Raw genomic sequence first — 21,711 nt, forward strand, 5'->3', positions numbered from 1 at the left:
GTGGCAGCTTAAAGGATGACGTGTATTAACCGCCGTGATAAATACGCTGCGGTCTGCCTACTTTACCGTGAATAATTTCCGCAATAATCAAATGACGGCTGGCACAGTACTCGAGGTAGCGCCTGGAGGTGGTACGGCTGATGGTGAGAGCCTGAGCGATCGTTTCCGCTGTGTGCTGTACCGTCGGATCGGCAAATAACTTCAACACCGCATTCAGGGTTAACGCATCAATCCCGGTCGGCAAATCACCTTTCGGCTCGCCACGGGCATAGGCATTAAACATTTCGTCAATCTGTTTTTGACTGGCGCTGTCATTACCGGCCAGCATGCGTCTGCGCTGTTGATAGCGCGTCAGCGTCTGCCCCAGGCGCTCGTAGGCTATGGGTTTGACCAGGTAATCAAACGCGCCGCTGCGCACAGCCTCGGAGACCGTTTCCATATCGCTGGCAGCCGTGGTAAACACGATGCCGCCCGGATAGCGCGCCTGAGTCAGCTCATGCAATAACGTAATTCCCTTGCCGTCCGGCAAGTAGTTATCGAGCAGTATCAGACCGGGTTTAAAACGCTCAATCATCATCCTTGCCTGTGCAAGATTACCCGCCAGCCATATCTGGCTAAATCCGGGTATATGGCGGATATATTCAGCATGCATTTCCGCCAGTAGCGTTTCATCCTCAACGATCAACAGCGTTAATGGTTCCGTCATTATTTTTTTTCACTTTCGGAAGAAATAAAGAAAATAAGGTACCGCAAGGGGAGTTATCTTCGAGCGTAATCACCCCATCACAGCGCCTCACATAACTTGCAATCAGATACAAACCGATGCCATGTTCACCGGGTTCATCGGTACGGGTGCTCACACCCTGCTCAAATATTTTTTCACGTAGCGCGTCCGGCACACCGCATCCCTGATCGGCAACTTCGATGACGACGTCATCCCCTTCATCACTCAAATAGAGTTCGACGACCTTGTTGCCTTGCTGGGTGCGCAAACTCGCTTCAAATGCATTATCAAGCAGATTGCCAACAATTGCTGCAAACTCTGTGCTATCCAGCCCCTCGGGGAGTTGATGCAACTGGCTGCCAGGAACGATGATCATAGTAAGGCCCAGCTCCCGCGCGCGCTGCACCTTGCCAAATAAGAGACCAGCGACCTGGCGATCGGCAAACGCACCGCGCAGGCTGTCAATCAGCTGCTGCTGCGCCTGGGATTCCCCCTGCACCATTGCCAGAACCCGATCATATTCTTTCATTTGCAGCAGGCCATTAATGGTCGACATCCAGTTCAGATGCTCATGGCGCAGCGTTCTCAGGCTTTCTACATACTGTTTGATTTGCGTTAATTGCGCATTAAGGGTAGCAATTTCATCTTTACTACGAAAACTGATGATGGCGCCGAGCAGCTCATCGCCGGAGCGAATCGCCTCCCGGTTGGCGATAACGCTCAGGCCATTAAAGTTCACCATTGCGTCCTGACGTTTTTCCGCAATCTGCTGGGTAAAAAAGTCTGCGGGTTTAACCACCTCGTTAACCGGTTTTCCCAGCCACTTTCGCCCAGGTGAAGACAACCCCAGCATCTTCCTCGCGCTGCGGTTTATTGCGGTGATATATCCATCAGGATCCACGGCAATCAACCCTTCATACACCGAGCTGAAGAGCGCTTCCTGTTGGCGCACCACCCGCGCGATTTGTTTGGGCTCCATCCCCAACATCTGCCGCCGAATATGGGCGGCAAAGAACCAGGAGAGCAGCATCAGTACCAGCAACAACAGAATAAATACCCCTGCCATGGGGAGTAAAAAGTCCGAACGCCAGCTGTCGATTTTACTGATTAGATAGCCAATGGAGACAACACCAATGATTTTACCATCGTTGTCAAAGATCGGGGTTTTGGCGCGCATCGCCATCCCAATCGACCCTTTGCCGGTAATAAAATAACTCTCCCCTTTTTCCAGCGCACCAGGCTTGGTGAACTGCATCGGGTAGCCAATTTTTTCCGGATTCGGATGATAAAGCCGGATAGAGTGGGTATCCCCGATAACCACATAGTCAAAGTCAGTCCCGCTCTGCAGTTTGTCGGCAATGGTCGCCAGACGCTTGTAATCGCGATGTTTCACCGCAGTGATGATACTGTCGTTAGAGGCGATGATTTTGGCCTGGTTCATCGCCATATCTCGGACATGCGTTGCCAGATAATCCTCAAAGCTGGCGGTAAAGTATTGCGCTAGCGCGGCGATAATAAAAACGGAAACGACCAAAATAAGCAGAAAGATACGCAATGGAAATGCCAGGCGACGAAAAAAAGGAAACCTTGTTTTATTTTTCTGTTCTGTCATCACCCCTTCCCTCACCGACATTAACCAAAACTTATTTATCATTGTAGTTGTAATTAAAATGTTCTATTTACACGTTACGGTATAAAGCAAGATCGTTGCAGATTCCCCACCTTAAATCAATTAAACAAATAAAAACCACCGGTTATTTGGGGGTTAAATTAATTAAAAAACTTAAAACCATAAAACACATTAAAACCATCTAACTTATTGTGAAATAAATCAAAAATTACCTCCAAAATACCCCTTACGATGTATGCATCAGGGAAAAAAAGAAATACTCGGTAATAAAAAACCATTCCCTTCAATTGCGAACAAAACGTTATCAAGTTGCTAAGCGGAGCAACAAAAACAGAAACCCAGTAACAAAATATAGCATCGGGACTCTTTTCACTATGTTCGGTAATAATATATTCACGCAAGTTAAACGCTCAGAAAATAAAAAGATGGCGGCTATCGCGCAATTTCTGAAAGAAAATGATTTGAGCGTTGATACCACCGTTGAAGTATTTATCACCGTCACCCGTGATGACCGCCTGATCGCCTGTGGCGGTATTGCTGGCAATATCATTAAGTGTGTCGCCATCTGCGAATCCGTACGCGGCGAAGGCTTAGCGCTGACACTGGCGACCGAGTTAATCAACCTCGCCTATGAGCGCCACTGTACGCACCTCTTCATCTATACCAAAACCGAGTACGAATCGCTGTTTAAACAGTGTGGCTTTTCTACGCTGACCAGCGTTCCCGGCATTATGGTGCTGATGGAAAACAGCACCACGCGTCTGAAGCGTTACGCTGAATCTCTGGCAAAACTGCGTCGTGAAGGGAAAAAAATTGGTTGTATCGTCATGAACGCCAACCCCTTCACCAACGGACACCGTTTTCTGATCCAACAGGCAGCCGCACAATGTGACTGGCTGCATCTGTTTTTGGTCAAAGAGGATACCTCGCGTTTTCCGTATGAAGACCGACTGGATCTGGTGCTTAAAGGAACAAAAGACATTCCACGTTTAACCGTGCATCGCGGTTCGGAATATATCATTTCCCGCGCCACATTCCCGTGCTACTTCATCAAAGAGCAGAGCGTTATTAACCACTGCTACACCGAAATTGACCTGAAAATCTTCCGCCAATATCTGGCCCCGGCTCTCGGCGTTACGCACCGCTTCGTCGGTACCGAGCCGTATTGCACCGTCACCTCCCAGTACAACAACGATATGCGTTACTGGCTGGAGACCCCAACGCTTCCCGCCCCACCAATTGAACTGGTGGAAATTGAGCGGCTGTGTTTCCAGGAGATGCCGATTTCCGCCTCCTGGGTGCGCAAGCTGCTGGTTAAAAAAGATCTCACGGCTATCGCATCCCTGGTCCCTGACGCCACGCTGCACTACTTGCAAAGCATGGTTGAACGAGCCTCATCGGGTGCGGCAGTCCGCCAAAATACCCCCGCATTAGCAACAGGTGAAAAATGAAAATAAACCAGGCAGCCGTCGCAGGCACACTTGAGTCCGGTGATGTGATGATTCGCATCGCCCCACTCGATTCGCAGGATATTGACCTGCAGGTTAACAGTAGCGTCGAAAAACAGTTCGGTGATGCCATCCGGACCACCATTCTGGACGTTCTGTCCCGCTACAACGTACGCGGCGTGCAATTAAATGTTGATGATAAAGGCGCACTGGACTGCATTTTACGTGCGCGACTGGAAGCACTACTGGCCCGCGCTGGTGGTATTTCGGCACTGCCATGGGAGGATTGCCAGTGATTTCCGCATCTTTACAACAACGTAAAACCCGTACCCGCCGCAGCATGCTGTTCGTACCTGGTGCCAATGCCGCCATGGTCAGCAACTCGTTCATCTACCCGGCAGATGCGTTGATGTTCGACCTCGAAGACTCCGTCGCGCTGCGCGAGAAAGATACTGCCCGCCGTATGGTGTATCACGCCCTGCAGCATCCGCTGTATCACGACGTTGAAACTATCGTGCGTGTAAACGCCCTCGACTCCGAATGGGGCATTAACGATCTCGAAGCCGTGGTACGCGGTGGTGCAGACATCGTGCGTTTACCGAAAACTGATACCGCGCAGGATGTCATCGACATCGAAAGCGAAATTCTGCGTATCGAGAAAGCCTGTGGCCGTGAGCCCGGCAGCACCGGTCTGTTAGCCGCTATCGAATCGCCGTTAGGCATTACCCGCGCGGTAGAAATTGCCCACGCTTCCGAGCGTCTGATCGGCATTGCTCTGGGTGCGGAAGATTATGTGCGTAACCTGCGTACTGAGCGCTCGCCGGAGGGTACTGAACTGCTGTTTGCCCGCTGTTCTATTTTGCAGGCGGCACGCTCTGCCGGTATTCAGGCGTTCGACACCGTGTATTCCGATGCCAACAACGAAGCAGGTTTCCTGCACGAAGCTGCACACATCAAGCAGTTGGGTTTTGACGGTAAATCGCTGATCAACCCGCGCCAGATCGAACTCCTGCACAACCTGTACGCCCCAACGCGCAAAGAGCTGGCTCATGCGCGCCTGGTCGTGGAGGCCGCTGAAGCCGCCGCTCGCGAAGGTCGTGGCGTAGTTTCCCTCAACGGCAAAATGGTCGACAGCCCGGTTATCGAGCGCGCCCTTCTGGTTATCTCCCGTGCAGAACTTTCAGGCATTCGCGAAGAATAAGGCAAAAAAATGACGCAGAAAATCGAACAGTCTCAACGCCAGGATCGCGTGGCGACCTGGAGCCGTCATGCAGAAAGTGAGCTTTCCGCTTATCAGAGCACCGCAAAAGTAGAATTACAGGCGCAAAAACCGCGCGACAAAAAGCTGTGCGCTAACCTGGAAGACGCCATTCGTCGTTCGGGTTTACAGGATGGCATGACCATCTCTTTCCACCACGCTTTCCGCGGTGGCGATCTGACGATTAACCTGGTGATGGACGCCATCGCCAGGATGGGTTTCAAAAACCTGACACTGGCCTCCAGCTCTCTGAGCGATTGCCATGCTCCACTGGTTGAGCACATCCGTCAGGGTGTAGTCAGCCGTATTTATACCTCCGGGTTGCGTGGCCCGCTGGCGGAAGAGATCTCCCGTGGCCTGCTGGCAGAACCAGTCCAGATCCACTCCCACGGTGGCCGTGTACACCTGGTACAAAGCGGCGAACTCAGCATTGATGTCGCCTTCCTCGGCGTACCGTCCTGCGATCAGTTTGGTAACGCCAACGGTTATACCGGTAAAGCATGCTGCGGCTCACTGGGCTATGCTCGCGTTGATGCCGAAAACGCAAAACAGGTTGTCCTGCTGACAGAACAGCTACTGACCTACCCACATAACCCGGCGAGCATTACGCAGGATCAGGTGGATCTGATCGTCCAGATCGATCAGGTTGGCGATGCAGACAAAATCGGTGCTGATGCGACCCGCATGACCACCAACCCACGTGAACTGTTAATCGCCCGTAGCGCAGCAGACGTCATTGTTAACTCCGGCTACTTCAATGAAGGCTTCTCACTGCAGACAGGAACCGGCGGCGCCTCTTTGGCCGTGACGCGTTTCCTGGAAGACAAAATGCGCAGCCGCGATATCCGTGCTGACTTCGCGCTGGGCGGCATCACCGCCACCATCGTGGATCTGCACGAAAAAGGTCTGATCCGCAAACTGCTGGACGTGCAGAGCTTCGACCGTAACGCGGCTGAGTCGCTGGCCCGCAACCCAAACCACATTGAAATCAGTGCCAACCAGTATGCCAACTGGGGCTCGAAAGGCGCATCTGTCGATCGTCTGGACGTCGTGGTACTGAGTGCGCTGGAAGTTGACACCAGCTTCAACGTTAACGTCCTGACCGGCTCTGACGGCGTACTGCGCGGCGCATCCGGTGGTCACTGCGATACCGCAGTTGCCGCTGCGCTCTCCATCATTGTTGCTCCACTGGTTCGCGGACGCATTCCGACGCTGGTTGATAACGTCCTGACCTGCGTAACGCCGGGCTCCAGCGTCGATATCCTGGTCACTGACCACGGTATCGCCGTCAACCCTGCGCGTCCTGAACTGGCAGAACGTCTGAAAGAAGCTGGTATGAAAGTGGTATCCATTGAATGGCTGCGCGAACGAGCTCAGCAACTTACTGGTCAACCACGCGCTATCGAATTCACCGATCGTGTGATTGCCGTTGTGCGTTATCGCGATGGCTCGGTGATTGACGTTGTGCATCAGGTGAAGGAATAAGCCATGCACCTGCTCCCTGAATTCGCCACCCAACACGCGGTTTCGATTCCCGAGCTGCTCGCCAGCCGCGATGAGAGACAAGCAAGGCAACATGCCTGGCTGACGCGCCACCACGCGCCACTGGTCTCATTCACTGTGGTTGCACCGGGTCCGATTAAAGACAGCGCATTAACCCGTCGCATCTTTAATCACGGCGTAACCGCCCTGCTCGCACTGGCAGAAAAATCTGCCTGGATTATCAGGGAGCAAACAGCGCTGGTTTCGGCCAGCGGTCCGGAAGGTCTTTTGTCTATTGAGGCTCCGGCCCATGACCTCAAGCTCGCCACCATTGAGCTTGAGCATTCTCACCCGCTGGGACGGTTGTGGGACATCGATGTCCTGACCCCAGAAGGGGAAATTCTGTCCCGGCGTCATTTCGCACTCCCTGCCCGTCGCTGTCTGCTGTGCGGGCAAAGTGCTGCCGACTGTGCGCGGGGTAAAACTCACGCGCTTTCCGATTTACTGACTCAAATGGAGGCACTGCTGCATGATGCCGATTCCCGCAACATCACCCCATAACGCAGTCCTTCCTCTGGATCTCCCGGATGCCTACGCAACGCTTGCGTGGCGCGCCATGTTGACTGAAGTCAACCTGTCGCCCAAACCGGGTCTGGTGGATCGTTTTAACAACGGCGCACATAAAGATATGGCGCTGGAAGATTTCCATCGCAGCGCTGAGGCGATTCAGGCCTGGCTGCCGCGTTTTATTGAATACGGGGCGTTTAGCGCGCAATTGTCGCCTGAAGATGTGCTGCAAGGGCTGCGGCCGCTGGGCATGGCCTGCGAAGCCGACATGTTTCGCGCCACCGCCGGGGTGAACACCCATAAAGGGAGCATCTTTTCACTGGGACTACTGTGTGCCGCCATTGGCCGCCTGCTCCAGCTAGGCCTGACCGTCACCCCTGAAATCCTTTGCTCTACGGCAGCCGCATTTTGCCGTGGCCTGACCGAGCGCGAACTGCGCCAGAATAATCAACAACTCACGGCTGGCCAACGTCTTTATCAGCAACTGGGATTAACCGGCGCACGAGGTGAAGCCGAAGCGGGTTACCCGTTAGTCATCCAGCATGCTCTGCCGCACTACCGTGCCCTGCTGGCACAGGGGCGCGATCCTGAACTGGCGTTACTCGATACGTTACTGCTGCTGATGTCCATCAATGGCGATACCAACGTGGCCTCTCGCGGTGGCGCTGAAGGTCTGCGCTGGCTACAACAACAGGCCGCCACACTGTTGCAGCAAGGGGGAATTCGCACCCCTGCCGATCTCGAATACCTGCGCCAGTTCGACCAACAGTGCATTGAACGCAATCTCAGCCCTGGAGGCTGTGCCGATCTGCTGATCATCACCTGGTTCTTAGCTCAGATTTCACAAGTTCATCATTATCACAATTAAAGATCCTTTCCGGAGAATCACACACATGTCTTTAGCAAAAGATAAAATATGGAAGTTGCTGGCCCCACTGATCGTCATGGGCGTCATGTTTCTTATCCCCGTCCCTGATGGAATGCCCCCGCAGGCCTGGCACTACTTTGCCGTGTTCGTGGCAATGATTGTCGGGATGATCCTTGAGCCAATCCCGGCAACAGCGATTAGCTTTATCGCCGTAACGATCTGCGTCATCGGCAGCAACTATCTGCTGTTTGATGCTTCAGAGCTGGCCGACCCGGCGTTTAAAGCGGGTAAGCAAGCGCTGAAATGGGGTCTGGCAGGCTTCTCCAGCACGACCGTGTGGCTGGTGTTTGGCGCGTTTATTTTCGCGCTGGGCTATGAAGTCACCGGTCTGGGTCGCCGTATCGCGTTGTTTATGGTGAAATTCATGGGGAAACGTACCCTGACGCTGGGCTATGCGATTGTTATTATCGACATTTTGCTGGCGCCGTTTACACCATCTAACACCGCGCGTACCGGTGGGACCGTATTCCCGGTTATCAAAAACCTGCCGCCGCTGTTTAAATCATTCCCAAACGATCCTTCCGCGCGCCGTATCGGCGGATATCTGATGTGGATGATGGTTATCAGTACCAGCCTGAGCTCCTCTATGTTCGTAACCGGCGCTGCGCCTAATGTGCTGGGTCTGGAATTCGTCAACAAAATTGCCGGTATTCAAATCAGCTGGTTGCAGTGGTTCCTCAGCTTCCTGCCGGTTGGTATTATTTTGCTGATCGTTGCTCCGTGGCTGTCCTATGTTCTGTACAAGCCAGAAGTTACGCACAGTGCTGAAGTTGCCGCATGGGCTGGTGATGAACTGAAAACCATGGGTAAATTGACCCGTAAAGAGCTGACTCTGATCGGTCTGGTTATACTGAGCCTGGGTCTGTGGGTTTTCGGTGGTAAGCTGATTGACGCAACCGCAGTGGGCCTGCTGGCAGTCTCCCTGATGCTGGCGCTGCACGTGGTACCGTGGAAAGACATTACCCGCTATAACAGCGCATGGAACACCCTGGTCAACCTTGCCACACTGGTCGTTATGGCGAATGGATTAACCCGTTCAGGCTTTATCGACTGGTTCGCCAACACCATGAGTACGCACCTGGAAGGCTTCTCGCCTAACGCGACCGTAATCGTGCTGGTGCTGGTGTTCTACTTTGCTCACTACCTGTTTGCCAGTCTTTCTGCACACACCGCCACCATGCTGCCGGTTATTCTGGCGGTTGGTAAAGGTATCCCGGGCGTTCCGATGGAACACCTGTGTATCTTGCTGGTGCTGTCCATCGGTATCATGGGCTGTCTGACTCCGTATGCAACAGGCCCTGGCGTAATCATCTACGGCTGTGGTTATGTGAAATCCAAAGACTACTGGCGTCTGGGTGCTATCTTCGGCGTTATCTACATCTCTATGCTTCTGCTGGTCGGCTGGCCGATTCTGGCAATGTGGAGCTAATCATTTCGGTTCACGCCTGATGAAAATGATGCCAGTCAGCTGAACCTGACTGGCATTTTTTATGATTAAATAGATGATATTCAGAATTTATATAAGTATTCGACATCATCATGAGATCAACATGGCGTTATTCTTCGTTGCTGGCAGCACTTCTGCTGCCAGTTTCTGCGGCTCAGGCCGATGAACTTCAGGCAAAACAGTACACTGATTTTGACAGCTACGTGCTGGCCCTCTCCTGGCAAACCGGATTTTGTCAGAGCCAGCATGAGCGTAATCGTCAGGAGCCTGACGAATGTCGCCTGCAAAAAGAGAGCGCGAACAAAGCGGATTTCCTGACCGTTCACGGTTTATGGCCCAGCCTGCCAAAATCTATCGCCGCCCGTGGAGTCGACAACCGACGCTGGATGCGTTTTGGCTGCGCGACGCGACCAATTCCCAACCTACCTGAAGCGCGCGCCAGCCGTAAATGCGCGGCACCTGAAACGGGACTTTCTCTGGAAAGCGCGGCAAAACTCAGCGCCGTAATGCCCGGCGCCGGTGGGAGATCCTGTCTGGAGCGTTACGAGTATGCCAAACATGGCGCCTGTTTCGGTTTTGACCCCGACGCGTACTTCGGCACGATGGTACGGCTGAATAATGAGGTTAAAAACAGCGAAGCTGGCAAGTTCCTGGCAGACAACTACGGTAAAACCGTCAGCCGTAGCGCATTTGACGCCGCCGTCGCCAAAAGCTGGGGTAAAGAGAACGTTAAAGCCGTGAAGTTAAGCTGCCACGGTAATCCGGCTTATCTCACGGAGATCCAGTTATCTCTGAAAGCCGACACCATCAACCAGACGTTATCCGCACAGTCATTCTTACCGCAACCGCATCCGGGTAACTGTGGTAAACAGTTTATTATCGACAAAGTGGGATACTAAACAGCCTGATCGAACACTACGCTGCTCCCTCGTCGGGCGGAACAGCGTAGTACGTCCCCAAAGATTAAGACTGAATAAAGTTGAGCAGATCGCCGTTGATCTGATGTTTATGGGTGGTGCAAATGCCATGCGATCCACCAACATACACCTTCAGTTGCGAGTCCGGTAATATTTCCGCCGCGACCTTCCCGCAGGTTTCAAACGGGACAATCTGATCGTCATCACCGTGGATCACCAGCGTCGGGATAGTCATCTTTTTGAGATCCTCACGCAGGTCAGTTTCTGAAAACGCATGGATACAGTCGTACAACGCTTTGATGGAGCCTTGTAAGCCCTGTGCAACAAAGCTTTCGCGTACGGCTTTCGACTCATTTACGCCCGGTCGGTTGTAGCCATAGAATGCTGCGGTCAGTTCATAGAAAAAGGCAGCGCGATCGTTTATCACCCCTTCACGGATACCCTCAAACACCTCTTTCGGCACGCCGTTTGGATTAAAATCGGTCTTGATCATAATGGGCGTCACCGCGCCGATTAATACCGCTTTTGCTACCCGTTGCGTTCCATGGCGACCAATGTACCGCGCCACTTCCCCACCGCCCGTAGAGTGTCCGACATGGACGGCATCTTTAAGATTGAGATACGCGGTAAGTTCAGCCAGATCGTCAGCATACTGATCCATATTGTGACCATCCCAGGGTTGGGCCGAGCGCCCATGCCCACGCCTGTCATGGGCGATCACACGAAATCCTTTCGACGCGAGGAACAACATCTGATCCTCAAACGCATCCGCCGTCAGCGGCCAACCATGACTAAAGACAATGGGCTGTCCACTTCCCCAGTCTTTAAAATGCAAATAGCCGCCGTCTTTCAAGGTTAGTTTGTCGTACTGGCTCATGAGATCTCCTGTCGCGGAACACTGAGTTGTTTGACGCGCCCGCAGCGAGCGCTTAAAAAGCATAATGCAAATTGGAGAACGATCACGTTTTTCGGCTAAAATCACACCATACGCGACAATATTGATGATTTGCCTGAATGTGAACTAAATCACTTCAAACATGGGGTAAGTCTCAGTATCATCATAAAAGCTAAACCCTTGCCGCCTGACGGTGAGGGTTTTCTTTTGGGATTATTTACCTGCGCACCCGCAGTATCGACGACATGGAGTAATAAATGTCCAGACCAACTATCATCATTAACGACCTCGATGCGGAACGCATTGACCGCCTGTTGGAGCAACCTGCGTTTGCTGGTTTACCGATTGCCGACGCCCTGAACGCCGAGCTGGATCGTGCCCAAATGTGTTCTCCAGAAACCATGCCGCACGATGTTGTGACCATGAACAGCCGCGTGAAATTCCGCAATCTGAGTGATGGCGAAGTCCGCGTGCGTACCCTGGTGTATCCAGCTAATATGACTGACAGCAGCACACAGCTTTCGGTAATGGCGCCGGTTGGCGCTGCACTTTTGGGTCTGCGCGTTGGCGACACCATTCACTGGGAACTGCCAGGCGGGACATCAACACATCTCGAAGTCATTGAGCTTGAGTACCAACCTGAAGCTGCTGGCGATTACCTGCGCTAACTCTGTCTTATCAAAGCGACTCGCTTTATCTTACAGGGGATGCATCCGCATCCTCTTTCCGGTTAGCCCCAGTTCCTTGTTTTTCTTCCTGTTCGCAAAACATAAATCTGTGTCGTGACTGACAGAATCATTTTTAATACTATGCTGTTATGTGTTCATGTAATGACAAGGAGAATGTTTATGTACAACACAATCATAATGCCTGTTGATGTATTCGAGATGGAACTGAGCGATAAGGCTATTCGCCATGCAGAATTTCTGGCACAGGAAAAAGGCGTTATCCATCTGCTGCACGTGTTGCCAGGATCGGCGAGCTTAAGTCTGCATCGCTTTGCCGCTGACGTTCGTCGTTTTGAAGAGCATCTGCAACACGAAGCGGAATCCCGTCTGCAAACGATGGTCGGTCATTTCAGTATCGATCCTTCTCGTATCAAACAACACGTCCGCTTTGGCAGCGTACGTGACGTGGTCAACGAGTTAGGTGAAGAGTTGAATGCGGATGTCGTTGTCATTGGGTCACGCAATCCATCAATCAGCACCCATCTGCTAGGCTCAAACGCGTCCAGCGTTGTTCGCCACGCAACACTGCCGGTGCTGGTTGTCCGCTAACAGCCGCTGATTTACTATCTTTGCGATAGATAGAAAACCCCTGCCAGGTTAACCGCCTGACAGGGGTTTTTATTCGCTCACAATCAATACAAGTGACCGATATTCACAATGGTACTGACCGTATCGCCAAAGAACGTCAGACGACTCAGAAACAGACCAACAAACAGCAGAACAAAAAGCGCTTTTGCACGACGCTCTCCCTGGCGGCTGAGTACAAAGGCCACCGCCAGACAAACCAAACTTGCCAGATAAAGCGGCGACGTCAGCCAGGCATGCGCCGTCATCTGCATGATAGTACCGCCGCTTAACCAGATAATCGGCGCGGCAATCATGACCGCCAGACAAGCGACAATCCCCTGGCGTAATGCGGCAATGGCAGGCGTGAGATTAAGCAACGGAATCGCGGCACACCCCATCACCCACACCGTGATGAAGAACAGCAGCATCGTCAGACCATTGGCGATCGCCGCCATAGCTGGGGCCGCATAAGTCATCCCCTGTACCGCCACCAGCGCGATCCCGAGAATGGATGCCAGTAAAGCTGGGGCTTTGTGCCCTTTCGCCAAAAACGTCACGCCCACCGCCGCGCCGTATAAGGTTGCGCCAAGAATTTCACGGCTCAGCCAGGCGTGCTGCAGGTTTATCAGGGCGTTGTAGGCGCGATCCGGATGCGCAAGGTGCAATACTGCCGCCACGGACGCAGCAGCCAGAACCAGCCCGCTTATCAGCCAATACAGGCGCTTGCTCTCCAGTTTTCCCTGCAAGGCACGCAGCGTCAGAATGAGTGTGATCCCAACCGACATCTGGCTCAATACGGTAAAAATAACCAGCGGAAGTTCATACTTTTCCATTACTTGCCCTCCGGCTGCTTCGGTTGGCGCGCAAGGATAAAACGCGTGCCCGGATTCAGCTGCGGCATACGCGGGAATCCCGGCGGATACTGTACGGCATTATTGGGGATCGGGTCGGCATCCAGGTCGATAAGCGTCAGCGCACCGACCGGACAGGCATTCACGCACGCCGGCTGCATACCAACATCAAGTCGCTCGTAGCACATGCTGCATTTTTCCGCTTTCTTCGTCTCCTCATTAAAGCGCGGCGCACCGTATGGGCAGTTGCGGATACAGTTTTTGCATCCGATACAGCGCTCCGGGTTATGCACCACTACACCATCTTCACGTTTGGTATACGCCTCTACCGGACACGCCGCCAGACAGGCTGGGTTTTCGCAGTGATTACAGGCCAGCGAATAAAATGCTCGCTCTTCATGCGGATAAATTTCTTTATCCAATGGATAGACATAGCGCCAGAAGCGTTCAGGCTCCAACTGGTTAAAACTCTTACACGCCATCGCACAGCCACGGCAGCCGATGCACTTATCGCTATTGACTAAAAACGCGCGTCTCATGCCGCTGCTCCTTTACTTACCAAAATGATGTCCGCAAACTGACTGTGGATCGCCGCACCCGGTGCGCCGGTTTTCATCAACCCCATATCGGCTGGGGTATCAGCCACCACGTTTTGTACGTTGTATTTGCGTTTCGGGAACCACGCCTCATACATCACCAGGAAATCTTCCGGTACGTTAGCGGTGACCTTCGCACGCAGTTCCACTTCTCCGGCGGTGTTAAACACTTTCACCAGGTCGTTTTCAGTAATTCCTCTTTTCGCTGCGGAAAGCGGATGCATATAAACAAACGGCTCCGGATAGAAAACCTGCATCCAGTCAAGGTTGATAAACTGGGAATGGATACCGAACTGCACATGTGGCGTAAACAGGTGGAATGGCAAGGTGCTTTTGGCTTCCGGTTTGTACTCCGGCAGCGCAGTATGACCATTTTTCTCGCATAGCTCAGATTTGAACTCAAACTTGCCGGAGGGCGTTTTGAACTTGCGGTCATACCAGGCCGCAGAGCTTGGTAGAATGGCTTTTTTCGGGCCGTCCAGCAGATCGTCCCAGGAAGAGATACCAAACATTTTGCCCATCCCGTCATTGAATTCCTGATCCAACCAACGTTTATGATCGAACTCCTGCGGGAACGTACAGGAACCCGGCTCCAGTTTGTTGATCGTGCGGGAAAGTAAAACGGCAATTTCCAGGTCGCATTTCGCCTCATACATCGGCTTAATGGCTGGCTGGTTGATAGAGAGCCAGTAGTGCCAGTAAGAGGCGTCTACGTTCCACTCTTCAAATGCGGTAGTCACCGGCAAAACGATATCGGCATGCCCAACGGTTTCGTTAAAGAACTGATCGGCGCACACCACCATTTCCAGTTTTTCGAACGCTTTTTCCATCTTGCTACGATCAAAATCCTGAGCAAACGGGTTCTTACAAGCGACCCAAAGCATGCGCACAGGGGGATCGTTGGCATCAAGCAACCCTTGTGCCGTCTGGTTGATATTAAGCGAACGATCGGAATATTGCGCAACTGCGCCCGCGGCGCCAAATTCGCTGGTTGCCCCAGCAGCACCGGGCATACCAACAGAACCTACCGGCGGTTTCTGCAGCATGGCATTGTAGTTAAAGCCCCAGGTATGCAGGTGACCATAACGCGCCCCGCCGCCTTCAACCCCAATATTGCCGGTCATTGCCACAAAGGCATCAATCGCACGGACGTTTGCGCCGCCGTTGACATGGCGCTGCATACCGTAGCCAATCCACACGGTGGCAGGATTAACTGCGGTAAATTCTTCCGCCAATTGACGAACAACATCAGCGGAAAGACCACAGATTTCAGCGGCCCACTCAACGGTCACATTGTTGCGCAGATAGGCTTCGAATTCCGGATAACCGTGGGAATAGTTATTGACGAAATCCTGATCCACCAGACCTTTATCCACCAGATGGCGCGCCATTCCCAACGCCAGAGCGCCATCTGAACCTGGACGTACACGCAAGTAGAGATCGGCTTTCGCGGCAGTCTGGGTTAACAGCGGATCGATAACGACCACTTTTGCGCCTTTTTCCCGCGCCTGATAGACATATTTCATGGTGTGCATTGAACACCAGGCCGGGTTAGCCCCCCAGATGATGATGTATTTGGCTTTCACCATATCTTCCGGGTCGTTACACCACATATCGCCCATGTCATAGTTCTGCGCGTCAATACCGGCCGGCCAGCACGGCGTTCCGGCAAAACGGGTGGTGTAGCCCAGCGAAGACATCATGCCTTCAACGGCATAGTTCAGCACACCGAATTTGCCGGAGTACTTAGTCAGCGCCAGACCCAGCATTGAGCCGTCTTTCTTTTTGATCTCCAGCATCTTGGTCGCAATACGCTGCATTGCGTCTTCCCATGAGATGCGACGCCAGTTCCCGCTACCGCGAACATCCTGAACCATCGGATATTTAATACGATCCGGACTATAGACGCGACGGGGATAAGTCAGGCCTTTTACACAAGGAGTACCGTGTGTAAATGTTGACTCCGGCGCCCCTTCGACAAAGGTGATGACACCGTCTTTCACCCAGGTTTTCAGGCTACAGGTGTCATAGCAGTTACGCGGACAAGCGTTGCGATAAATTTTGTAGGTTTTGGGGTTAAACGGGATTGGCGGTTGCGCCAATGCGCAGCGTGAAGTCAGCAATCCCCCTGGCAGGGCTGCGACCGTGCCAAGGGCAATCAACCCTTTCAAAAATGAACGTCTGTTCAGAACTCCCGGTTCATTACTCATATTGATACTCTCGTTTTTAATTCATCAAGCCAAGAAGACAATCTTCCCGCTACGTTTTTCAACGTGACGGTTTGTGCATTTATATTTATTTTTTCTATATACTTGGGCACCCACACCGCGACATACTCAGATGCATATCGAGTAAGGGGCACCTGGTATTCAGATGATGCTCTGGCATTAGCTGATAATAAAACTGCCAATTCCAATACACAGGAAATATGATCATCCGGAATATTATTCCTGTCATTTATAGATAAGCCCATATTTGCCATGAATTCCCGAATGCTTCGGGTTGATTTGCCCATTACGAGGGCATCTTCTTCAAGATAAACCGAGGCAAACGGCGCGGCCTTTAGCTTCTGCGGTCCGACAAACAGTGCATTGAAGTCGTACTCCACTTCCAGCCACTCCTGCTCTGTTAGCGACTCGGCATTTCTATCCAGGGCAGAATAAGCCTCTTTCAGCGCGTTACTGTCATAAGAGATAAAAAAGTCACGCAAAAATAACCCTGTCGATTCAAAGTTCGTCAGGGTTTTATATATTTCACCCATGAATTAACCAACCATTTATTCATAAAATAAATAAAAACATAATGTGGGTTAATATAATAAATGAAACGCTAACGCTTTCTTTGACTAAAAAAATGATCAGGCTAACTTAAGTAATGTTTTATGCGTTTTATTGTTTCAGGAATTGAAAATTTGTGAGCGGCGGAAATAAAAAAAACCGCCAGCGGAAAACTGGCGGTTTTGGTATTGCAGGTGTGTCTTACTTTTTTATGCTACTGTCGTGCGAATCAGATAATCAAACGAACTCAATGATGCCTTGGCACCTTCGCCGGTCGCAATGATAATCTGCTTATACGGTACGGTGGTGCAATCACCGGCAGCAAAAACGCCCTTAACGCTCGTTTCGCACTTGGCATCAATGATGATTTCACCCATGCGATTACGCTCAACGGCACCTTCCAGCCAGTTGGTATTTGGCAACAGACCAATCTGTACAAAAATACCAGCCAGTTCTACGCTGTGAACATCGCCGCTTACGCGATCACGATACGCCAGACCAGTGACTTTGCTGCCATCGCCTTTCACTTCTGTCGTTTGCGCGTTCAGAATGATATCGACGTTTTTCAGACTGCGAAGTTTATTCTGCAGCACCTGATCGGCCTTCATTTCTGGAGCAAACTCCAGCAGCGTGACATGTTCAACAATACCAGCGAGGTCGATTGCGGCCTCAACACCAGAGTTACCGCCGCCAATCACTGCGACGCGCTTGCCTTTAAACAGCGGGCCATCGCAGTGTGGGCAGTAGGTTACGCCCTTGGTGCGATACTGATCTTCGCCCGGCACGTTCATGTTGCGCCATTTCGCACCAGTAGCAATGATAATACTGCGAGCTTTCAGCACTGCACCGGATGCCGTTTCGATCTGATGCAGACCGCCTTCCTGCGCCGCCGGGACCAGTTTGCTCGCGCTCTGGCTGTCGATCACATCAACATCATAATCATCAACGTGTGCTTTCAGCGCGCCGGCCAGTTTCTGACCTTCAGTTTTGGGCACCGAGATATAGTTTTCAATATCAACGGTATCAAGAACCTGACCACCAAAGCGTTCGCCCATCAGTCCGGTGCGAATACCTTTACGTGCAGAGTACACCGCCGCTGCCGCGCCCGCAGGACCAGAACCGACAATCAGCACATCATAGGCATCGCGCTTGTTCAGCTCTTCGGCTGCACGTTTTTCTGCACCGGTATCCACTTTCGCCACGATCTCAGTCAGCGTCATACGACCCTGACCGAACTCTTTGCCGTTCATATAGACCGCTGGAACGCCCATCACGTTGCGCTCGGTGATTTCGTTCTGGAATGTCCCGCCGTCAATCGCCGTATGCTTGATACGGGGGTTGAGTACAGACATCAGGTTCAGCGCTTGCACTACGTCCGGACAGTTATGGCAGGAAAGCGAATAATAGGTTTCAAACTCAAAATCACCGTCGAGATCGCGGATTTGCTCCAGCAACGCCTGCGCTTCTTTTGACGGATGACCGCCGGTCCACAGCAGCGCCAGCACCAGAGAGGTAAATTCATGACCCAGAGGAGAACCGGCAAAGCGTGGTCCCTGATGAGAACCGGGGTTAGTAATCAGAAACGATGGCTTACGTACCGCCAGAGTATTGTCTTCTTTGAAGGTGACTTTTTCTGACAATTCAGCAATTTCAGTCAGCAGTTCCTTGATTTCTGCCGATTTAGCGCTGTCATCCAGCGTAGCAATCAACTCAACAGGTTTGGTCAGTTTCTCAAGGTAAGCCCTGAGCTGGGTTTTCATATTTGTGTCGAGCATTCTTCTTCCCTCTCTGAAAACATCATCATGCAAGCCGACTTCGCTGGACTGCATTAATGCAACTTGCATCATGGTGCTGGAATGAAATGGGCGCGTCTGCGCCCATTGATTGCCGGGTGGCACTTCGTTTACCGGCCTACGGTTTCATAGGCCTGTGCAAGCGCATCACCGCAAGGCAAAACTGGCTTAGATCTTGCCGACCAGATCTAAAGATGGCGCTAAGGTCGCTTCACCTTCTTTCCATTTCGCCGGGCAAACTTCACCTGGGTGAGAAGCGACGTACTGAGCAGCTTTAATTTTGCGCAGCAGGTCAGATGCATCACGGCCGATACCTTCAGCGGTAACTTCGATTGCCTGGATGATACCCTGCGGGTCAACAACGAAAGTTGCGCGGTCAGCCAGACCTTCATCTTCACGCATGTTGTCGAAGTTACGGGTCAGGGCGCCAGTCGGGTCGCCGATCATCGCGTATTTGATTTTCGCGATAGTGTCAGAGCTGCTGTGCCATGCCTTGTGAGTGAAGTGGGTGTCAGTAGAGACGGAATAGACATCTACGCCCAGTTTCTGCAGTTCTTCATAATGGTCTGCAACGTCACCCAATTCGGTCGGGCATACGAAAGTAAAGTCAGCCGGGTAGAAGAAGAAGACGCTCCAGCGACCTTCGGTATCTTTCTCGGTTACTTCGATGAACTCACCGTTTTTGAACGCCTGGTTTTTGAAAGGTTTAATTTTAGTATTAATCAAAGACATCTGTACTTCCTCCGTGTTTTCGTTGAGAGATAAGTTAACGAAAATCTCTTCGCAGGGCTAATGCGTTTCCTTTATCAAATCAATAAGCGATAACTAACAACCCACTCAAACACATGTTGTGAACTTAACGATAAAAGTAAAAAAGGCCCCCTTTGCAGGGAGCCCCATTACCCGAGCTACCCGCAGGTAACATCAGTGCCAGCAGGACTGGCTATGTGTTGCGCTCTACATTACCTTAACAAAGGTCGTAACAGCGATTGGGATTACATCACCCAACTAAAGAAAGGGCAATCGATGGACGGTCGATCTTACCTATGGCTGCGATAGGTTTTACAACAGAGTCCCCTGTCCTTCTTATTTTATAAGGAAAATCAATGTTTAAACGCACCTTACTTTTAAGCCTGCTCCCTGCAGTGGTGTATGCCGAAGAACTGCCTGCTCCTGTTAAAGCGATTGAGAAACAGGGCATTACTATCCTGAAACCCTTCGACGCGCCGGGAGGAATGAAAGGCTATCTGGGAAAATACCAGGATATGGGCGTTACTATCTACGTCACGCCTGACGGTAAACATGCCATCTCGGGCTACATGTATAACGAAAAAGGAGAAAACCTCAGCAATGCGCTAATCGAAAAAGAGGTTTATGCCCCTGCAGGTCGCGAGATGTGGCAACGGATGGAAAAGGCATCCTGGATCCTGGACGGGAAAAAAGAGGCACCAGTCATTGTCTACGTGTTTGCCGATCCTTTCTGTCCTTATTGTAAACAATTCTGGCAGCAGGCGCGCCCGTGGGTGGATTCCGGAAAAGTTCAGTTGCGCACATTGCTGGTTGGCGTAATTAAACCCGAAAGTCCGGCTACCGCCGCTGCGATTCTGGCCGCAAAAGATCCGGCCAAAACCTGGCATGACTATGAGGCATCTGGTGGGAAAATAAAGTTGGAAATCCCGACCGCCGTCCCCCCAGAACAGATGAAAGTATTGAATATCAATCAAAAGTTGATGGATGACCTGGGGGCTAACGTAACGCCGGCTATCTATTACATGAGCAAGGACAATACGTTACAACAGGAGGTCGGGTTGCCCGATAAGGATAAATTAAACATTATCATGGGAAATAAATAAAGGTAATAGAATGAGTGATTGTTATCGTTCTCATTTCAATCACTCAGCACAATTCAAATTCCCCTCGTGAAAATTACGCAGATTGTGCTATTTTAGTTAAAGTTAATGATTCATTAAGCACAGAAACATAAACCACCAGAATAACTACCATTTAAAATATTCAAAATCTTTATTTTTCTCAACATAACTATTATTGGAAGGCATATATGGCTAATCTCTACGATCTTAAAAAATTCGATCTCAATCTACTGGTTATATTTGAGTGTATTTATCAACATTTGAGCATCAGTAAGGCTGCTGAAACGCTGTATATTACACCTTCTGCTGTTAGTCAGTCGTTGCAGCGACTGCGTACGCAATTTAATGATCCACTGTTTATTCGTTCCGGTAAGGGTATTACCCCGACGGTGACAGGCATTAATCTTCATCATCATCTTGAGAAAAACCTCAACAATCTGGAACAAACAATAAACATAATGCACAGTTCCAGTCTGAGCAAAAAATTTGTTATTTACAGCCCGCAATTTGCAACCAGACTGATTATCAACGAGTTAATTCATTCTCTCAGAGATGAGTCAGATATCGAAATTGAGCATCACGATATATTAATCTCCTCAGAAACGGCGGAGAACATATTGGTATACCGCAAGGCTGACCTGGTCATTACGACAGAGTCAATCAATAACCGCTCCATTATCTGTACGCCATTCACAACACTCGAGCATGTCCTGGTTTGCAGAAAAAATCACTCAAGAATCAATGAGTCAAGTACGATTGATGACATTATACAAGAGAAGTTTACATTTTTTCTTACTGAAAATGAAGGTATTAAAAACTTCCAGTCACAAATAGATAATGCTTTAATCAATCGTAACATTGGTTTCAGCAGCGATTCGACGATCTCAATCACCAATATCATTGCCAGCACGGACATAATCGGCGTTATTCCTCGGGCTATATACGAATACTATCGTACTTCTTTAGATTTAAAAGAGATCAATATTGATTTTACATTACCATCCATTACACTTTATTTAATGTACAACAGAGCCTCACTCAACAATAATGCTTTCGCTGAATACATAGCAAGAATCAGCCAGAATATTATTTAAAACAGCAAGTGATATATTCAATCAATAAATTTAATTCATCCAGAGAATAATCCCTAGCGAACCATACAAATAAAGAATACAGCGTAAATTGCATAACACATAAACTGGCATATCCAATTACAAGCATTTATTATGTCT

21 protein-coding genes are annotated in these 21,711 nt (G+C 50.8%); 12 read left to right on the forward strand and 9 right to left on the reverse strand.

From position 1 onward, the window contains the following. Positions 1 to 25 precede the first annotated feature (25 nt). Complete coding sequence (dpiA, locus tag NMD08_RS18705; RefSeq protein WP_151218747.1) at positions 26 to 706, reverse strand: two-component response regulator DpiA; 681 nt, start codon at positions 704 to 706, stop codon at positions 26 to 28. Continuing rightward, positions 675 to 2,336 carry a sensor histidine kinase DpiB gene (dpiB, locus tag NMD08_RS18710; protein WP_286538796.1) on the reverse strand — a complete coding sequence of 554 codons (1,662 nt, stop codon included), beginning with the start codon at positions 2,334 to 2,336 and terminating at the stop codon, positions 675 to 677. The genes dpiA and dpiB overlap by 32 nt, the downstream gene beginning before the upstream one ends. Before the next feature lie 392 nt (positions 2,337 to 2,728). Here dpiB and citC point away from each other — a divergent pair, with 392 nt between their 5' ends. From citC to rna, 8 genes are all read left to right on the forward strand, one after another. Further along, complete coding sequence (citC, locus tag NMD08_RS18715) at positions 2,729 to 3,805, forward strand: [citrate (pro-3S)-lyase] ligase (protein ID WP_187252823.1); 1,077 nt, start codon at positions 2,729 to 2,731, stop codon at positions 3,803 to 3,805. After that, complete coding sequence (gene citD / locus NMD08_RS18720) at positions 3,802 to 4,098, forward strand: citrate lyase acyl carrier protein (protein WP_151218745.1); 297 nt, start codon at positions 3,802 to 3,804, stop codon at positions 4,096 to 4,098. Before citC ends, citD begins: the two co-directional genes overlap by 4 nt. Next, a complete protein-coding gene (locus NMD08_RS18725) occupies positions 4,095 to 5,003 on the forward strand; it encodes an aldolase/citrate lyase family protein (protein ID WP_151218744.1) in 909 nt (302 codons plus the stop codon). The genes citD and NMD08_RS18725 overlap by 4 nt, the downstream gene beginning before the upstream one ends. Positions 5,004 to 5,012: 9 nt before the next feature. Further along, complete coding sequence (gene citF / locus NMD08_RS18730; RefSeq protein ID WP_187259426.1) at positions 5,013 to 6,545, forward strand: citrate lyase subunit alpha; 1,533 nt, start codon at positions 5,013 to 5,015, stop codon at positions 6,543 to 6,545. Between the two features lie 3 nt (positions 6,546 to 6,548). Next, positions 6,549 to 7,103 (forward strand): citrate lyase holo-[acyl-carrier protein] synthase, encoded by a 555-nt coding sequence (gene citX, locus NMD08_RS18735; RefSeq protein ID WP_151218743.1) that lies wholly within the window; start codon positions 6,549 to 6,551, stop codon positions 7,101 to 7,103. Then, the gene (gene citG, locus NMD08_RS18740) at positions 7,072 to 7,977 is read left to right on the forward strand and encodes a triphosphoribosyl-dephospho-CoA synthase CitG (RefSeq protein ID WP_151218742.1); all 906 of its coding nucleotides are present in this window, start codon (positions 7,072 to 7,074) and stop codon (positions 7,975 to 7,977) included. Before citX ends, citG begins: the two co-directional genes overlap by 32 nt. A gap of 25 nt (positions 7,978 to 8,002) precedes the next feature. Further along, complete coding sequence (gene citT / locus NMD08_RS18745; RefSeq protein WP_151218741.1) at positions 8,003 to 9,466, forward strand: citrate/succinate antiporter CitT; 1,464 nt, start codon at positions 8,003 to 8,005, stop codon at positions 9,464 to 9,466. Between the two features lie 110 nt (positions 9,467 to 9,576). Then, positions 9,577 to 10,383 carry a ribonuclease I gene (gene rna, locus NMD08_RS18750; RefSeq protein ID WP_278238653.1) on the forward strand — a complete coding sequence of 269 codons (807 nt, stop codon included), beginning with the start codon at positions 9,577 to 9,579 and terminating at the stop codon, positions 10,381 to 10,383. 64 nt (positions 10,384 to 10,447) lie between these two features. Here the strand turns inward: rna and NMD08_RS18755 are convergent, their stop codons facing one another. After that, on the reverse strand, positions 10,448 to 11,278 hold the full coding sequence (locus NMD08_RS18755; RefSeq protein WP_187252827.1) for an alpha/beta fold hydrolase: 831 nt from the start codon (positions 11,276 to 11,278) through the stop codon (positions 10,448 to 10,450). 275 nt (positions 11,279 to 11,553) lie between these two features. Here NMD08_RS18755 and rnk point away from each other — a divergent pair, with 275 nt between their 5' ends. Continuing rightward, complete coding sequence (rnk, locus tag NMD08_RS18760; protein WP_005120853.1) at positions 11,554 to 11,964, forward strand: nucleoside diphosphate kinase regulator; 411 nt, start codon at positions 11,554 to 11,556, stop codon at positions 11,962 to 11,964. Between the two features lie 180 nt (positions 11,965 to 12,144). Continuing rightward, positions 12,145 to 12,573 carry a universal stress protein UspG gene (gene uspG / locus NMD08_RS18765; RefSeq protein WP_151218738.1) on the forward strand — a complete coding sequence of 143 codons (429 nt, stop codon included), beginning with the start codon at positions 12,145 to 12,147 and terminating at the stop codon, positions 12,571 to 12,573. 83 nt (positions 12,574 to 12,656) lie between these two features. On the opposite strand, the gene NMD08_RS18770 is transcribed toward uspG, so the two are convergent. The 6 genes from NMD08_RS18770 to ahpC all read right to left on the reverse strand — a co-directional run bounded on the left by NMD08_RS18770 (position 12,657) and on the right by ahpC (position 19,340). After that, positions 12,657 to 13,424: a DmsC/YnfH family molybdoenzyme membrane anchor subunit gene (locus NMD08_RS18770; RefSeq protein WP_210904815.1), complete on the reverse strand. Its 768-nt coding sequence runs from the start codon at positions 13,422 to 13,424 to the stop codon at positions 12,657 to 12,659. Continuing rightward, a complete protein-coding gene (locus NMD08_RS18775; protein WP_047412739.1) occupies positions 13,424 to 13,981 on the reverse strand; it encodes a 4Fe-4S dicluster domain-containing protein in 558 nt (185 codons plus the stop codon). Before NMD08_RS18775 ends, NMD08_RS18770 begins: the two co-directional genes overlap by 1 nt. Next, positions 13,978 to 16,248, reverse strand: a complete 2,271-nt coding sequence (locus NMD08_RS18780) for a molybdopterin-dependent oxidoreductase (protein WP_151224916.1) — start codon at positions 16,246 to 16,248, stop codon at positions 13,978 to 13,980. The genes NMD08_RS18775 and NMD08_RS18780 overlap by 4 nt, the downstream gene beginning before the upstream one ends. Next, complete coding sequence (locus NMD08_RS18785; RefSeq protein ID WP_370618753.1) at positions 16,245 to 16,799, reverse strand: molecular chaperone; 555 nt, start codon at positions 16,797 to 16,799, stop codon at positions 16,245 to 16,247. Before NMD08_RS18785 ends, NMD08_RS18780 begins: the two co-directional genes overlap by 4 nt. 225 nt (positions 16,800 to 17,024) lie before the next feature. Further along, entirely contained in the window at positions 17,025 to 18,590 is a 1,566-nt protein-coding gene (ahpF, locus tag NMD08_RS18790) for an alkyl hydroperoxide reductase subunit F (RefSeq protein WP_151224914.1), read from the reverse strand. 186 nt (positions 18,591 to 18,776) lie between these two features. Further along, positions 18,777 to 19,340 (reverse strand): alkyl hydroperoxide reductase subunit C, encoded by a 564-nt coding sequence (gene ahpC, locus NMD08_RS18795; protein ID WP_004859485.1) that lies wholly within the window; start codon positions 19,338 to 19,340, stop codon positions 18,777 to 18,779. 374 nt (positions 19,341 to 19,714) lie between these two features. Between ahpC and dsbG the strand changes: the two genes are divergently transcribed. Together dsbG and NMD08_RS18805 are read left to right on the forward strand one after the other, a co-directional pair. Further along, a complete protein-coding gene (dsbG, locus tag NMD08_RS18800; protein WP_151218735.1) occupies positions 19,715 to 20,461 on the forward strand; it encodes a thiol:disulfide interchange protein DsbG in 747 nt (248 codons plus the stop codon). Positions 20,462 to 20,667: 206 nt separating this feature from the next. After that, positions 20,668 to 21,573 (forward strand): LysR family transcriptional regulator, encoded by a 906-nt coding sequence (locus NMD08_RS18805; RefSeq protein ID WP_286538811.1) that lies wholly within the window; start codon positions 20,668 to 20,670, stop codon positions 21,571 to 21,573. The last annotated feature ends 138 nt before the right edge of the window (positions 21,574 to 21,711 follow it).

It is taken from the genome of Citrobacter meridianamericanus (assembly GCF_041320245.1).
In the GTDB taxonomy this organism is placed as follows: domain Bacteria; phylum Pseudomonadota; class Gammaproteobacteria; order Enterobacterales; family Enterobacteriaceae; genus Citrobacter; species Citrobacter meridianamericanus.